The following is a 14,427-nucleotide window of genomic DNA, read 5'->3' on the forward strand; positions in this document are numbered from 1 at the left end:
ACAGGGCGATATGCGTGATCGACTGCCGCTTGGGCGTCGCGGGAGGCTGGTACCCTGGCGCGAGCGACTCGCCGGACTCGCCGTTGAGACCCGCACGACTGAAGGAGGCCGCCGTGAAGACCATCGACGAGATGTTGAACCTCGACCTGATCACGCGGGAACAGCACCAGGAAATCGATGCCTGGATCGCCCGCTCCGACACGCCGGAGGACATCCTGGCGATGCCCGCCGCGCTCTGGCAGGCGGTCGAGCGCGCCAGCGAGGTCATGGGCGTGGACGCCGACCTGCTGCGCCCGCCCGCCCTGGATGCCGGCGGTCACGGGCTGGATTGAGCCGGGCACCCGCGCCGCCGCGCCGAGCCGCGCGCGACGCGTGTAAACTCCCGCCCTTCACCGTATTTCCGACGCTGCTCAAGGCAACCGGTCGCCCGCTCGGGCCCGAGGCCGGCGAGTCTGTGACTTCGGGCAGGTGTCTCTCGTTCATTACCGGAGCCAACATGGGCAACAAGATCGTCACCGAAGCCGACCGCAAGGCTTCCCCCCGTCCCGCCGCGCCCAAGGGCGTGACCGTCACCACGCACCGCGGCCAGAAGAGCAGCCTCGAGCGCGGCTCGCACACCCGCTCGAAGAAGAACCCGGGCAAGCGTCCGCACTCGGGTTGAGGTCGCGGGGAGCAAGACCCCAGCGACTCGACAACAGGCCCATGCCTCCCGGCGGGGCCTGTTTTGTTTTCTGCGACGTCCGGCCGCCCGCCGCGACCTCGCCCTGCTGCCCGATCAATCGCCATGATCCGCATCAACGAACTCCGCCTGCCCCTCGACCACCCCGAGGAGGCGCTGCGCGCCGCCGTCCTGCAGCGGCTCGGCATCCCCGACGCGCAACTCACCGCCTTCACCGTCTTCAAGCGCAGCTATGACGCGCGCAAGAAGACCGCGATGGTCCTGATCTATTCCGTCGACTGCGAGGTCGGCGACGCCGCCGCCGAGGCCGCGCTGCTGCAGCGCCACGGCGGCGACGCCCACATCAAGCCGTCGCCGGACACCCGCTACCAGTTCGTCGGCCATGCGCCGGCCGACTTCCACGCCGGCGAGCGGCCGCGTCCGGTGGTCATCGGCTTCGGCCCCTGCGGCATCTTCGTCGCGCTGATCCTGGCCCAGATGGGCCTGCGGCCGATCGTGCTGGAGCGCGGCAAGCAGGTCCGCGAACGGACCAAGGACACCTGGGGTCTGTGGCGCGAGAGCGTCCTGGACCCGGAATCGAACGTCCAGTTCGGCGAAGGCGGCGCCGGCACCTTTTCCGACGGCAAGCTCTACAGCCAGATCTCCGACCCGCGCTTCCTCACCCGCAAGGTGCTGACGGAGTTCGTCAAGGCCGGCGCGCCCGAGGAGATCCTCTACGTCAGCAAGCCGCACATCGGCACCTTCCGCCTGGTGAGCATGGTCATCAAGATCCGGGCCGAGATCGAGCGCCTGGGCGGCGAGATCCGCTTCCAGCAGAAGGTCACCGACCTGCTGATCGAGCCCGGCGCCGATGGCCAGCGCCAGGTGCGCGGCGTGACGCTGGCCTCGGGCGAGCAGATTCGCGCGGACCATGTCGTCGTCGCGCTCGGCCACAGCGCGCGCGACACCTTCACGATGCTGCACGCCCGCGGCGTCTACATGGAGGCCAAGCCGTTCTCGATCGGCTACCGCATCGAGCATCCGCAGTCGATCATCGACAAGGCGCGCTTCGGCCCCAACGCCGGCCATCCCCTCCTGGGCGCCGCGGACTACAAGCTGGTCCATCACGCGAAGAACGGCCGCTCGGTCTACAGCTTCTGCATGTGCCCGGGCGGCACGGTGGTGGCGGCGACCTCGGAGCCGGACCGGGTCGTCACCAACGGCATGAGCCAGTACTCCCGCGCCGAGCGCAATGCCAATGCCGGCATCGTCGTCGGCATCTCGCCCGAGGACTACCGCCAGGACGGCAAGAAGGACGGCAGCACCGTCAATCCGCTGGATGGCTTCGCGTTCCAGCGTTATTGGGAGTCGCGCGCCTACGAGCTGGGCGAGGGCGGCTACAAGGCGCCGGCCGGCCTGGTGGGCGACTTCATCAAGCGCCAGCGCAGCACCGCGCTGGGCGGCGTCGAGCCGAGCTACAAGCCGGGCGTCACGATGACCGATCTGCAGCAGAAGGGCTTCGGCAGCCTGCCCGAGTACGCGCTCGACGCGATCCGCGAGGCGCTGCCCGCCTTCGAGCGCCAGATCCGCGGCTTCTCGATGAACGACGCGGTGCTGACCGGCGTGGAGACGCGCACGTCCTCGCCGCTGCGCATCACGCGCGGCAAGGACTACCAGAGCCTGAACGTGCGCGGCCTGTTCCCGGCTGGCGAGGGCGCCGGTTACGCCGGCGGCATCATGTCCGCCGGCGTGGACGGCATCGAGGTGGCGGAGGCGGTGGGCAAGTCCATGCTGGGCCTCCTCGACTGAAGCGCCTGCGCCGGCCGCTCAGCGTGGCGGCGACGGGTCCAGCGACCACTGCCCACTGGGCTGGTTGGGATCGCCGCTGCGGGTGAGGTAGGGCGACTCGCCGGACAGCCACAGATACTGGTTCCAGTAGAGGTTGCGCAGCCCCATGCCGGCTCGCGCCGGGGCCACGCTGAACGAGGCCTCGGCCGGCGACGCGTACAGCTTCACCGCGCCGGTCGCGGCGCGATAGCTCAGGAACAGGTCGCTCTGGTCCGCCGCCCGGAACCAGGAGGCGCCCCCGGCGCCGGACACCTGGACGAACTCCACCGGCGTCCCGGCCCGGTTGTAGAGCCAGGCGTTGTCGACCAGTCCGTCGGGCGCCGTCATCGTCTGCTGGTTGGCCAGGCTGCGCAGGCGCACCCGGTTCCCGCTGTCCGCCGCGGGGATGGGCGGCTGCCAGTTCTCAGGCGCCGGCAGCCAGCTCTGGTCCTTCCACCGCCAATAGAAGGGCAGGCGCAGCTGTGGATCGGCCAGGTCGCCATAGCCGTCCTGCGCCTCGATGTTGAACAGGCATTGCCTGCGAGCCTCCTCGAGCTGGCGCACGCGCACCATCTGGTCGCCGGAGGGCTCGCCCAGGCCGCGCATGCAGTCCGCCACGCTGCGACCAGGTCCGCGCTGGTTCTGCGCCAGCACGTAGGTGGCGTCGCGGTGGGCCGGCTCGTCGTACCAGGCCTGCATCGCCTGGTCGTCGAAGCTCATCCAGTTCCTGGCGATCGCCTCGGCCTCCTCATTCGCCTTGGCCTCGCGCTGGCCGTAGGGCGTGCCCATCGTGCGGATGAATGCGGCCCACAGGTCCTTGCTGGCCTCCAGCGCGACCAGCGCCGGCACCTTCATGTTGCTGGGCTTGTAGCCGGACCAGCCGCCTTGCAGCTGCGTGCCGGGACGCCAGATGACGTCGCCGCTCGCGTAGGTCAGCAACTGCCCGTTGTCATGGGTGTGCTGTTCGGAGCCGGCCGCGCACAGGTAGCTCTTGACCTGCAGCAGGCGCTCCAGGTTGGAGCCAGGGTCGCGGACCGTGTGCTCGGTGCTGAAGGAGTCCTGCAGCAGGTGCGCCGCCCGGCCCATCAGGTAGTAGTTGCGGTCCACGGTGTAGGACGTGCTGTAGGCGCCGCCGTCCCAGGTCCGCATCTGCGCGCGCGGCGCCATCGCGGCCGCCACGAAGTACCGCACGAAGCGCTGGCGCGACTGCTGCGCGGCATTCACGCCGCCGTCGCCGTTGCGGTCGTCGTAGCGGCGCATGAAGTGGTCGTACTGGACGTCCGGCGGCTCCTGCGCCACCGCGTCGAAGCAGTTGAACTGGTCCAGATGACCCTTGGCGACATTGGTGCCGCCCAGGTCCACCCAGCGCTCGCCCAGGATGGCGTCGAAGACGAACCGGTAAGTCGACTGGTAGCGCTGGTCCGGATAGGGCAGGGCGCGCAGCCGGGCCAGCTCGGCCTGCGTCGACGCGCCGCTCAGGTCCAGGTTCTTCGCCCGTCCCTGCGTCCAGTTGCGCCGCGGGTCCTGCGGGTCGGTCGGCATGATGGGATCGCCGCCGGTCAGCTCCAGCGCCGCCAGCCGCGTCAGCCATTCATGGCCCATCGGGATGCCGTTGCCCAGGACCACCCCGGCACCGCTTTGCGTGAAGGCGTAGGTGACCGCCGGCGGCAGCGCCGTGGCGATCGCCAGCGCCAGCGGCCAGAGGCCCCATCGCGGCCATGGCGGCCGGGCGGGCCGCCGCCAGCGCTCGCGGGGCGGTCCTGCGGGCGCGCGGCCGGTCGAGGTGCCAGGATGAGCCGCGGCGGCCCGGGTCGAGGACGGGAGCGGCCGGCGGTCGGCCGGGGTGGGCAGTGCCATGGTGAGAGCCTCCACGTGAAAGGGTGGAGCCACTCTCGGCCCGCGGGCCTTCCGAGGCACCCGGCGCCGGACCGGGGCGGGGCCTCGGAATGTCCGAGCCGGGCCTCGGTCCGGCGCGGGGAGGACTCAGCGCGCGGTCATCAGAGCGCCTGCCACAGCGTGGGCGAGCTCGCCGGCGTCCAGCCCGCACCCACGTAGGCCGTGTGCGCCTGCAGGCAGCGGTAGGAGCGTCCCTGGTAGCTCACTACCTGGCCGACCGTGTAGCTCGCGCCTTCGGTCCAGGTCGTGCCGGGCGGCGTGGTCGGGGGCGTCGTCGGCAGGAGGGCGTCCATCGCGTAGCTCGCGCCCGAATTGGCGTTCTGCAGGTACACGTCCATCACCGTCGCGCCGCCGGGCACGACCACGACGCCGCCCTGCAGCGTGCCGATCTTGAGATAGGCGGAGCTCTGGTTGACCTTCGTCGCGATCTGGCCGAGCCACGCCGATTTCGTCGCCGCCGCGGTCAGCGTGATCGAGGTCGTCTCCAGGTCGTTGCCCGCGCCGTTGAACACGCGCAGCTTCACCGTGCTGCCCGACGGCAGGTCCTGCGCCGCCGACACCTGGCCGATCTGCTTCAGGTCCGAGGGTGTGCCCGGAGGCGTCGTGCCGCCGCCGAAGTCGATGTCGGAGCAGGCATAGAACGCTTCGGTGCTGTCGGAGCGCTGCCAGGCCGAGAACAGCACATGCCGGCCGGTGCGCTTGGGCAGCGTGAGCTTCATCGTGTAGATGGTCTTGCCGCTGGTGACGATCTGGTCCGGGCCAAGTTGCTGCACCTGCTCCAGGTCCGACCAGCGCAGCGGCGATGTCGCCGGGTTCCAGCCGTCGCGCGTGAGGAAGAAGGTCCAGTTCAGCGAGCGGTGCGGCGCGGTCGCGTTGTAGCGGTACTCGTACTTCCCATCCGCGCCCGGCGAGTAGGCCGTGGCGGGCCAGTCCGCCCGCGCCAGGTCGAAGCCCTTGAACTTCTCCTGCCCGCCGGCGCAGATCTTCAGGTCCGGCGCCACCGCCTTGTGATTGCCGTTGGCGTTGGCTTGGTTGACCCCGTTCCAGTCATAGATCGCCTGTTCACCGCCATAGGCGATCGCCGCTTGGCAGGCCGGCAAAGAGGGGTTCTTGAAGCAGTTGTACTGGCGCGAGATCGGGAATTCGGGCGCGCCATGGGCGAACGCGGTGCTCGGGGCGACGATCGCGGTCAGCGCGGTCACGGTGGTCGACAACGCGGCCAGCGACCAGGCGCCAGCGGTTCGGGCTCGGGATTGCATGCAAGTCTCCTGATTGAGAAGTGGAATGCCTCGATGAAGTGGCCCGACACCACACCAAAGCAGGACCACCATAGGACCTGAGGCAGACCAATACAAGCTAAACAACGGTAACGGCCGTGGCTGAAAATTTTTGAGCTTTCGTTTCGGGCGAAGGAATTATCATGAACGCCCAGAGTCTTGCTCTCTGAGCGAAGGCTACAGTGCAACCCAGCCGCCGCCCCACCATGCGCCTCGACCTCACCACCCTGAACCTCGTGTTGGCGATCGAACAGACCCGCTCCATCACCCGCGGGGCCGAGCGCGAACATCTGGCGCTGGCCGCGGCCAGCAAGCGGATCTCCGACCTGGAAACCCGGCTGGGCGTGCAGCTCTTCGAGCGCCGCGCCCGCGGCGTCGAGCCCACCGAGGCCTGCCGGGCGCTGGTCCGCCACATCCGCTCGCTGCATGCGTCGCTGCACGCGCTGGAGAGCGAGGTCGTCGAATTCGCCCGCGGCATCAAGGGCCACCTGCGCATCGCCGCCAACGCCGGCGCGATCGCCGAGGCGCTGCCGCCCGACCTGGCCGCGTTCTCCCAGGCCCATCCGCAGATCCGCATCAGCCTCGAGGACCAGACCAGCGCCGAAGTCCAGGCCGCCGTGGCCGAAGGCCGCGCCGACGTGGGCGTCTTCACGACGCCGCTGCTGGACAACCGGCTGCAGACCTGGTCCTACCGCACCGGCCGGCTGGCGGTGCTGGTGCCGGCGGCGCACGAGCTGGCGGGGCGCGAGTCGGTCAGCTTCGACGACCTGCTGGATCACGACCTCGTCGGCCTGCACAGCGGGGCCGCGGCGCAGGAACTCATGATGCAGGAGGCCATGACCCGCGGTCGCACGCTGAAGGCGCGGCTGCAGGTGCGCGGCTTCGATGCGATCGCCCAGCTGGTCGAGGCCGGCATGGGCGTCGCGGTGCTGCCGGACGCTCCGGCGCGCCGTTTCGCCCAGGTCTTCGACGTCCGCCGGCTGGCGCTCGATGAAGCCTGGGCCCAGCGCGACTACGTGCTGGGCGTGGCCCGCCAGGAGCGGCTGCCCACCGTCGTGCAGCGCTTCGTCGACGCGCTGTGCCCGGCGGCCCGGGGCGAAGCGTCCGCCTCGACCCCGGCCTCTACCCCGGCCTCGCCCGCGACCTCGTCGACCCCCGTTTCCAAGGGCGCTTCCCGGTGAAGCGCCATTCCTGAAGTGATGGAGAGCCATCCCATGACCGCCAACATCGCCAACGCTGGTGCGCCACGCACCCTCTACGACAAGCTCTGGGACGAGCACGTGGTGCACACCGAGGAGGACGGCACCGCCGTCCTGTACATCGACCGCCACCTGGTCCACGAAGTCACCAGCCCGCAGGCCTTCGAGGGCCTGGACCTGGCCGGCCGCAAGGTCTGGCGCCTGTCGGCCAACCTGGCCGTCAGCGACCACAACGTGCCCACCACCGACCGCAGCCAGGGCATCGCCGACCCGGTCTCGCGGCTGCAGGTCGACACGCTGGACAAGAACTGCGACCGCTTCGGCATCACGCAGTTCAAGATGAGCGACAAGCGCCAGGGCATCGTCCACGTGATCGGCCCGGAGCAGGGCGCCACGCTGCCCGGCATGACCGTCGTCTGCGGCGACAGCCACACCTCGACCCATGGCGCCTTCGGCGCGCTGGCGCATGGCATCGGCACTTCCGAGGTCGAGCACGTGCTGGCCACGCAGACGCTGCTGGCCAAGAAGGCCAAGAATCTGCTGATCAAGGTCGAGGGCCAGGTCATGCCGGGCGTCGGCGCCAAGGACATCGTGCTGGCCATCATCGGCCGCATCGGCACCGCCGGCGGCACGGGCTACACCATCGAGTTCGCCGGCAGCGCAATCCGCGCGCTGTCGATGGAAGGCCGCATGACCGTCTGCAACATGGCGATCGAGGCGGGCGCGCGCGCCGGCCTGATCGCCGTCGACGACACGACGATCCAGTACGTCAAGGGCCGTCCGTTCACGCCCACCGGCGTCGAGTGGGACCAGGCCGTGCAGTACTGGCGCACGTTGCACTCCGATCCAGGCGCGACCTTCGACGCGGTCGTCGAGCTGGACGCGACGCAGATCCGCCCGCAGGTGACCTGGGGCACCTCGCCCGAGATGGTCCTGTCCATCGAGGATCGCGTGCCCGATCCCGAGAAGGAGAAGGACGCCGTCAAGCGCGGCGCCATCGAGCGCGCGCTGCAGTACATGGCGCTGGAGCCCAACAAGGCGATCAACGACATCCGCATCGACAAGGTCTTCATCGGCAGCTGCACCAACAGCCGCATCGAGGACATGCGCGAGGCCGCGGCCGTGGTCAAGCGCCTGGGCGGCCGCGTGGCCAGCAACGTCAAGCTGGCGCTGGTGGTGCCGGGCTCCGGCCTGGTGAAGGCGCAGGCGGAGGCCGAAGGCCTGGACCAGATCTTCAAGGCCGCGGGCTTCGAATGGCGCGAGCCGGGCTGCTCGATGTGCCTGGCGATGAACGCCGACCGGCTCGAGCCGGGCGAGCGCTGCGCCTCGACCAGCAACCGCAACTTCGAAGGTCGTCAGGGCGCCGGCGGCCGCACCCACCTCGTCAGCCCCGCGATGGCCGCGGCCGCCGCGATGGAAGGTCACTTCGTCGACGTGCGACGCCTGGCCTGAGCGCCCGGACGCAGGAGCAACACATGGACAAGTTCACCGTGCACAAGGGCCTCGTGGCCCCGATGGATCGCGAGAACGTCGACACCGACGCGATCATCCCCAAGCAATTCCTGAAGTCGATCAAGCGCAGCGGCTTCGGCCCCAATCTCTTCGACGAGTGGCGCTACCTCGATCACGGCGAGCCGGGCCAGGATCCGGCCTCGCGCAAGCCCAATCCGGACTTCGTGCTGAACCAGCCGCGCTACCAGGGCGCCTCGATCCTGATCGCGCGCGGCAACTTCGGCTGCGGCTCCAGCCGCGAGCACGCGCCCTGGGCGCTGCAGCAGTACGGCTTCCGCGCGCTGATCGCGCCCAGCTTCGCCGACATCTTCTTCAACAACACCTTCAAGAACGGCGTGCTGCCGATCGTGCTCCCCGAGAGCCAGGTCGCGCGCCTGTTCGACGAGGTCTTCGCCTTCCCGGGCTACCAGCTGACCGTGGACCTGGAGCGCCAGGTCGTCGTCAAGCCCGATGGCGAGGAGCTGCCCTTCGACGTGCAGCCGTTCCGCAAGTACTGCTTGCTCAACGGCTTCGACGACATCGGCCTGACGCTGCGTCACGCCGACAAGATCAAGGCCTTCGAGGCCGAACGCATCGCCACCAAGCCGTGGCTCAACAACCGAATTACTCGCTGAGGACCCCATGAAGATCGCAGTCCTGCCCGGTGATGGCATCGGCACCGAAATCGTCGCGGAGGCCGTCAAGGTCCTGAAGGTCCTGGACCTGCCGCTGGAGATGGAAAGCGCGCCCGTGGGCGGCGCCGCCTACGAGGCCGCCGGCCATCCGCTGCCCGAGGCCACGCTCAAGCTGGCGCAGGCGGCGGACGCGGTGCTGTTCGGCGCCGTCGGCGACTGGAAGTACGACAAGCTCGAGCGCGCGCTGCGCCCCGAGCAGGCGATCCTGGGCCTGCGCAAGGCGCTGGGCCTGTTCGCCAACTTCCGTCCCGCGATCTGCTATGAGCAGCTGACCCATGCGTCCAGCCTCAAGCCGGAACTCGTCGCGGGCCTGGACATCCTGATCATCCGCGAGCTCACCGGCGACATCTATTTCGGTCAGCCGCGCGGCCGCCGCACCGCCGTCGACGGCCACTTCCCCGGCGCCGAGGAGGCCTTCGACACGATGCGCTACTCGCGTCCCGAGATCGAGCGCATCGCCCATGTGGCCTTCCAGGCCGCGCGCAAGCGCAACCGCAAGGTGACCTCGGTGGACAAGGCCAACGTGCTGGAGACCTTCCAGTTCTGGAAGGACGTCGTGACCGAGGTCCATCAGCAGTATCCGGACGTCGAGCTCGAGCACATGTACGTCGACAACGCCGCGATGCAGCTGGTCAAGGCGCCCAAGAAGTTCGACGTGGTCGTGACCGGCAACATGTTCGGCGACATCCTGTCGGACGAGGCCGCCATGCTGACCGGCTCGATCGGCATGCTGCCCAGTGCCTCGTTGGACAAGAACAACAAAGGCCTGTACGAACCGAGTCATGGCAGCGCGCCAGACATAGCAGGAAAGGGGATTGCCAATCCGCTGGCTACAATCCTGTCCGCTGCCATGATGCTCAAGTTCTCCCTCAACCAGCCCGAAGCCGCCGCTCGCATCGAGTCGGCGGTTCAGTCCGTGCTGGCCCAGGGTCTGCGTACCGCGGACATCTGGAGCGAGGGCACCCAGAAGGTGAGCACGCGCGAGATGGGTGATGCCGTCGTCGCCGCCATTGCGTCCAGCAAGGGCACGACCACCATTACCACGACCAAAACCATCAAGAGCTAGTCCGCTCCGGTTCGTCTCGCCCCCACTCACAAACCCGGCGAAGCGAGCCGGGCAGGCTCCCCAGGGTTTGTGACGGTGTTTGGGCGACATGCCCGGCCAGCAGTGCCGGGCCTCTTCAAGGAACGCAAATGACGACTTTGGTTGGACTGGTGGGTTGGCGCGGCATGGTCGGCTCCGTGCTGATGGACCGCATGGCGCAGGAGCGCGATTTCGACCTGATCGAGCCGCTGTTCTTCAGCACCTCGAACGCCGGCGGCACCGCCCCGTCGTTCGCGAAGAACGAGACCGCGCTGCAGAGCGCCTTCGACATCGAGCAGCTCAAGCGCTGCGAGATCATCATCACCTGCCAGGGTGGCGACTACACGAACGAGATCTACCCCAAGCTGCGCGCCGCGGGCTGGAACGGCCACTGGATCGACGCCGCGTCCTCGCTGCGCATGGCCGACAACGCCGTGATCGTGCTGGACCCGGTCAACATGCCGGTGATCAAGAACGCGCTGGCCAAGGGCGGCAAGGACTGGATCGGCGGCAACTGCACCGTCAGCTGCATGCTGATGGGCGTGGGCGCGCTGTACAAGGCCGGCCTGGTCGAGTGGATGTCCACGCAGACCTACCAGGCGGCCTCGGGCGGCGGCGCGCAGCACATGCGCGAGCTGCTGACCCAGTACGGCACGCTCAACGCCGCCGTGCGTCCGCTGCTGGACGACCCCAAGAGCGCGATCCTCGAGATCGACCGCCAGGTCATCGCCAAGCAGCGTTCGCTGTCGGCCGAGGAAACCGCCAATTTCGGCGTGCCGCTGGGCGGCTCGCTGATCCCTTGGATCGACAAGGACCTGGGCAACGGCACCTCCAAGGAAGAGTGGAAGGGCATGGCCGAGACCAACAAGATCCTCGGCCAGGGCGAGGGCTTCGGCTCGCCGGCCGTGCCGGTCGACGGCTTCTGCGTGCGCGTGGGCGCGATGCGCTGCCACTCGCAGGCGCTGACCTTCAAGCTGAAGAAGGACGTGCCGCTGGCCGACATCGAGGCCATGATCGCCGCCGACAACGAGTGGGTGAAGGTCGTCCCCAACACCCGCGAGGCCACGATCAAGGACCTGACGCCCGTGGCCGTGACCGGCACGATGACCATCCCGGTGGGCCGCCTGCGCAAGCTGGCGATGGGCCCGGACTACCTGGGCGCGTTCACGATCGGTGACCAGTTGCTGTGGGGCGCGGCGGAGCCGCTGCGCCGGATGCTGAGGATCCTGCTGGATCGCTGAGCCAGGGGTCGGGAAGCGGTGGCGTGCCACCGCTTTTTTTCGCTCCGATGAGGGAAAGCGAGCACGGCGCTCGCGTTGCCTTCTAGCGACAAGGCCGTAACCACCTGTGAATCGAGGCTGGCTCATGGATGTTATTCATGAGCTACCTCAGCAACGATGCGTATATGCTTGCCACCGTTGTGATTTTCTACCGCGGGATGGGCAGGGAGCCTGCGCGGCGCATGAGTCGCACAACAACAATACGTCATGACGAGCGGTCCTCCGGGTGGGCCGCTTTGTTGCTTTGGGGGACGCCTTGAAAAAACATGCGAGCGCATATGCGCGTTTTGCGCTGAGCCAGGTGGCCGCGGTCACCGCGTTGGGACTGGCGGCGGGCTCCGCCTGGGGTCTGGGACTGGGGAAACTGACGGTCCAGTCGGCGCTCGGCGAAACGCTGCGCGCCGAGATCGACGTCAGCAGCCTGAGCCCTGAAGAAGCGAGTTCGCTGAAGCTGCGCGTCGCGCCGCCGGAGTCCTATCGCGCCTCGGGCCTGGACTACAACGCGGTGCTGGCCAACACGCAGGTGCAGCTGGCCCGCCGTTCCGACGGACGCCCCTACCTGCGCCTGTCCAGCGACCGCGCGGTGCAGGAGCCCTTCGTCGACGTCATTCTCGAGGTGAACTGGTCCAGCGGCCGCCTGACCCGCGAGTTCACGCTGCTGTTCGATCCGCCGAGCAACAACGTCGCGCGTCCGGCCGAACCGACCACCTCGCCGGTGATCTCGGCGCCCGCGCCGTCGCCGGCGACCGCGCGCACGCAGGCGCCGGTGTCTTCCGCGCCGGCCACCCCGGTCAGCCAGCCGCCCGCGCCGGCCGTGACCGCGCGCACGCCGCGTCCCGCACCGGCCCCGTCCGCTGCACCGGCCGCTCCGGCGCCGGCCACGGGCGATTCCGAATACACCGTCAAGCCGGGCGACACGCTGTCGCGCATCGCCTCGCGCACCCAGCCCGCGGGCGTGTCGCTGGACCAGATGCTGGTCGGCCTGTACCGCAGCAACCCCGACGCCTTCATCGGCCAGAACATGAACCGGCTGAAGTCCGGCGCGGTGCTGTCGGTGCCGGGCAGCGAGTCGGTCCAGTCGATCACGCCGCAGGAGGCGCGCCGCGTCATCCAGGCGCAGAGCAGTGACTTTGGCGGTTACCGCCAGCGCCTGGCCGAAGCCGCGCCGACGCTCAAGCCCGACGAGAACGCCCGCCAGGCCAAGGGCTCGGTGCAGGCGGCCGTCGAGGACCGCAAGCCGGCGACCTCCGCCACGCCCGACAAGCTGACCCTGAGCAAGCCCAACGTCGCCACCGGCGGCGAGGCCAAGGTGTCCAAGGACACCGAGAAGAAGGATTCGGCGGCGCGCGTCGCCGAGCTGACCCGCAACGTCGAGGAGCTGAAGAAGCTCTCCGCCGCCGCGAAGCCGTCCGCGCCGACGACAACCGCCGCCGCACCGGCCCCCGCGCCCGCTCCGGCGCCTGCCCCCGCTCCCGCGCCAGCGCCCGCCCCGGTGGTGACGCCGCCGGTGAGCGTGGCCGCGAACGTGCCGCCCGCTTCGGAGGCGCCCGCCGCCGCGTCCGCGCCGGCCTCGGCCGCCGTGGCCGAAGCGCCGGCCTCGCGTCCGGTCGCCGCGTCGGCGCCGCGCGCCGTGCCCGCGCCGCACCCGGAACCGGAGGAGCCCGGCTTCCTGGACTCGCTCGGCGACTACCTGCCCGCGCTGGTCGCGGCGCTGGCGGTGATCGCCGGCGGCATCGGCTACAACCGCTGGCGCGCCCGCCGCGACGCGGCCTCCCGCTCGGAGACCGCCTTCGCCGAGAGCCGCCTGGCGCCGGATTCTTTTTTCGGCCATAGCGGCGGCCAGCGCGTCGACACCCGTGACGCGTCGACCACCGGCCAGTCGTCGATGAGCTACTCGCTGAGCCAGCTCGACGCGATCGGCGACGTGGACCCGGTCGCCGAGGCCGATGTCTACCTGGCCTACGGCCGCGACCTGCAGGCCGAGGAAATCCTGAAGGAAGCGCTGCGCGCCAATCCCGAACGCCTGGCCATCCGCCTGAAGCTGCTCGAGGTCTACGGCAAGCGCCGCGACATCAAGGGCTTCGAGCAACTGGCCGTGCAGCTCTACGCCGAGACCAAGGGGCAGGGCGAGGACTGGACCAAGGTGCAGGAACTCGGCCGCCAGGTCGATCCGGAGAATCCGCTGTACCAGCCCGGCGGCGCGCCGACGATGTTCGAGAGCGACGATGAGCGCCCCGAGCCGATGAACGCCAGCACGCTGCCCGCCGCGGGCCTCGCGCACCCGGGTAGCGGCGCGATCGCCCGTGCCGCGGCGACCGCCGCCGCCACCGCGCCGCGCGACAGCGGTCCGTCCAGCCTGATGGACCTGGACCTCGACCTGGACCTGGCGTCGCCGCCCGCACCGGCACCGGCCATGGCCGCCACGCAGGCGCTGCCGTCGTCCGCCAGCCAGGCGCCGATGAACATGGATCTGGACCTGAGCACGCCGCCGGCGGCTCCGGCCCCGTCCAATGCCCGCGAGCTGGAGTTCGACCTCGGTGACCTGGACGACCTGGGCGGCGCGCCGGCCCCGGCGCCCGCGCACGATCCGTCGTCGCTGGACTTCGACCTGTCGAGCATCGACCTGGACCTGCCGTCCGACGCGCCGGCGAGCCATGGGAAGGCGGGCCAGTCGTTCGAGACCCAGGACATCGCCTCGATCGACCTGCCGGCCCTGGACGCGCTGCCGGACACCCGGTCGACCCCGGACACGATGAGCCTGGATGACCTGGGCGTCGACCTGGACAGCATCGACCCGAACGACGACGAGGCGCTGCAGCGTCAGCTGGAGCTGGCCGAGGAGTTCCGCCAGATCGGCGATACCGAAGGCGCGCGCGACGTGCTGCAGGAGCTGGTCGGCAAGGCCTCCGGTCCGGTGCGCGACCGCGCTCAGCAGATGCTGGACCAGCTTCGCTAAACTGCGGCCGGTTCACGACAAGGCGCTCGGCCTGGCCGGGCGCCTTTTCTTTTTGGCGGCTTCC

Annotated in this window: 11 protein-coding genes; 9 read left to right on the top strand and 2 right to left on the bottom strand. The window is 69.6% G+C overall.

The window, feature by feature from the left end; translation table 11 throughout:
- Nucleotides 1-113 precede the first annotated feature (113 nt).
- The 3 genes from FHT38_RS08325 to FHT38_RS08335 all read left to right on the top strand — a co-directional run bounded on the left by FHT38_RS08325 (nt 114) and on the right by FHT38_RS08335 (nt 2,467).
- Nucleotides 114-332 (top strand): hypothetical protein, encoded by a 219-nt coding sequence (locus tag FHT38_RS08325; RefSeq protein WP_091724308.1) that lies wholly within the window; start codon nt 114-116, stop codon nt 330-332.
- A gap of 164 nt (nt 333-496) precedes the next feature.
- Nucleotides 497-661: a hypothetical protein gene (locus FHT38_RS08330; protein WP_175538227.1), complete on the top strand. Its 165-nt coding sequence runs from the start codon at nt 497-499 to the stop codon at nt 659-661.
- Nucleotides 662-784: 123 nt separating this feature from the next.
- Complete coding sequence (locus FHT38_RS08335) at nt 785-2,467, top strand: NAD(P)/FAD-dependent oxidoreductase (RefSeq protein WP_091724309.1); 1,683 nt, start codon at nt 785-787, stop codon at nt 2,465-2,467.
- A gap of 18 nt (nt 2,468-2,485) precedes the next feature.
- Here FHT38_RS08335 and FHT38_RS08340 read toward each other — a convergent pair whose 3' ends face one another.
- Nucleotides 2,486-4,342 carry a hemolysin D gene (locus tag FHT38_RS08340; RefSeq protein ID WP_183491202.1) on the bottom strand — a complete coding sequence of 619 codons (1,857 nt, stop codon included), beginning with the start codon at nt 4,340-4,342 and terminating at the stop codon, nt 2,486-2,488.
- Between the two features lie 140 nt (nt 4,343-4,482).
- The gene (locus FHT38_RS08345; protein ID WP_183491204.1) at nt 4,483-5,640 is read right to left on the bottom strand and encodes a lytic polysaccharide monooxygenase; all 1,158 of its coding nucleotides are present in this window, start codon (nt 5,638-5,640) and stop codon (nt 4,483-4,485) included.
- A gap of 224 nt (nt 5,641-5,864) precedes the next feature.
- Between FHT38_RS08345 and FHT38_RS08350 the strand changes: the two genes are divergently transcribed.
- The 6 genes from FHT38_RS08350 to FHT38_RS08375 all read left to right on the top strand — a co-directional run bounded on the left by FHT38_RS08350 (nt 5,865) and on the right by FHT38_RS08375 (nt 14,363).
- Entirely contained in the window at nt 5,865-6,839 is a 975-nt protein-coding gene (locus tag FHT38_RS08350; RefSeq protein WP_091724312.1) for a LysR family transcriptional regulator, read from the top strand.
- Between the two features lie 33 nt (nt 6,840-6,872).
- A complete protein-coding gene (leuC, locus tag FHT38_RS08355) occupies nt 6,873-8,309 on the top strand; it encodes a 3-isopropylmalate dehydratase large subunit (RefSeq protein ID WP_147241613.1) in 1,437 nt (478 codons plus the stop codon).
- A 23-nt stretch (nt 8,310-8,332) separates the two neighbouring features.
- The gene (gene leuD, locus FHT38_RS08360; protein ID WP_183479104.1) at nt 8,333-8,983 is read left to right on the top strand and encodes a 3-isopropylmalate dehydratase small subunit; all 651 of its coding nucleotides are present in this window, start codon (nt 8,333-8,335) and stop codon (nt 8,981-8,983) included.
- A gap of 7 nt (nt 8,984-8,990) precedes the next feature.
- The gene (leuB, locus tag FHT38_RS08365) at nt 8,991-10,109 is read left to right on the top strand and encodes a 3-isopropylmalate dehydrogenase (RefSeq protein ID WP_183491206.1); all 1,119 of its coding nucleotides are present in this window, start codon (nt 8,991-8,993) and stop codon (nt 10,107-10,109) included.
- 128 nt (nt 10,110-10,237) lie between these two features.
- Nucleotides 10,238-11,368: an aspartate-semialdehyde dehydrogenase gene (gene asd, locus FHT38_RS08370; RefSeq protein ID WP_183491209.1), complete on the top strand. Its 1,131-nt coding sequence runs from the start codon at nt 10,238-10,240 to the stop codon at nt 11,366-11,368.
- A gap of 340 nt (nt 11,369-11,708) precedes the next feature.
- Complete coding sequence (locus FHT38_RS08375; RefSeq protein WP_310737361.1) at nt 11,709-14,363, top strand: FimV/HubP family polar landmark protein; 2,655 nt, start codon at nt 11,709-11,711, stop codon at nt 14,361-14,363.
- Nucleotides 14,364-14,427: the final 64 nt, after the last annotated feature.

The sequence above is a fragment of the Mitsuaria sp. BK041 genome, from assembly GCF_014193085.1.
In the GTDB taxonomy this organism is placed as follows: Bacteria; Pseudomonadota; Gammaproteobacteria; order Burkholderiales; family Burkholderiaceae_C; genus Roseateles.